Source organism: Priestia sp. P5_B4 (genome assembly GCF_056400385.1).
Map to the genome: position 1 here is coordinate 1 of NZ_JBFULJ010001097.1, position 1,116 is coordinate 1,116.

At 34.1% G+C, this 1,116-nt stretch carries 2 protein-coding genes; one reads left to right on the forward strand and one right to left on the reverse strand.

Annotated elements, in window-relative coordinates; genetic code table 11:
- Positions 1–398: aminotransferase class I/II-fold pyridoxal phosphate-dependent enzyme (locus tag AC1DRF_RS29085; RefSeq protein ID WP_477742453.1), on the forward strand; the 398-nt coding region annotated here is incomplete at its 5' end.
- Positions 399–461: 63 nt separating this feature from the next.
- Here AC1DRF_RS29085 and AC1DRF_RS29090 read toward each other — a convergent pair.
- Positions 462–860, reverse strand: a complete 399-nt coding sequence (locus AC1DRF_RS29090; protein WP_097825198.1) for a FixH family protein — start codon at positions 858–860, stop codon at positions 462–464.
- Positions 861–1,116: the final 256 nt, after the last annotated feature.

Genomic DNA, 1,116 nt, shown 5'->3' on the forward strand with positions numbered 1-1,116 from the left:
AAATTTATTTAAAAAGCGGCATGTTTACGAGTCATCTTAAAAAGATAAAAGAGGTATACCATACCAAAATGCAAACTCTTGTAGAAGCATGTGATTTACTGCTACCCCCTCATACACATTTTTCTAAACCAACTTCAGGATTCTATTTATCCATTAGTTTGCCTGAGCATGTGACAGCAAAGCAGATCGTTCATATGCTAAACGAGCAGCACATATATGTTGATGATGCTTCTAGATTTTTTTTACCAGAATACAAACTAGACACTCTTCTCCGATTAAGCATCTCACAAGTAAATACGAATACGATCAAACGAGGAGTTGAACAGCTGGCTCAGTGCATTACTTTAATTGATGATAGAAAACATCATCCTATTCCAAATAACCTTTTCCCCTTGTAGAATGGGAATTCAATGGACATACTAAACGAAAAGAAGCCAAGGAATTAGCATCCTTGACTTTTTTTATTTAACCGTAACGGTTATAAGAGGCATGTTATGCGTCCCTTTTGCAGAAACATGTGATTGCACGGTATATGTGCCAGGCTCAGAAAAAGATGTTTGTATTTCATATACACCTTCTCCTATTTGTTTAGGCTTTAACATCTTCCCTTTCTCTTCGCCATCTTTTTTCTCTATTTCAAATTCAATCATTTCAACATCATCATTTTTTACTTTTTCGTCTCCATATGTAACTTCGACTTTGTAGATACCGCTTTCATTTTTCCGTAACGCCTCTGGGCCTTGAAGATTTACGTCCAACGGTTTTGGCTGCTCAGCATTTGTGCTTTGAGCAGGTTCCTGACCACAGGCCGTTAAAAGTAAACAAAGACTGATTATAAATATACTTATTCGTTTTTTCATGTATTCATCTCCTTTTTTAACCCTTTGTTTAACTATAACGCGTATTGCAAAGAAAAAAATGAATTTTTCTAAAAAAGAAGGATTTTTAAAGAATTTTTAAGAAAAAAAGTTCATACTGATACTAACTAGTTTTTTCCAAGGAGGAAGAAAATGAATTCAGCTAAATCTCCAGCTAAAAAATCATGGCTACAGACATTAATCAAAAATAAAAATGAGCGCAAAAAAGTGATCTTTATCTTTACTATCTCTTTTTTAC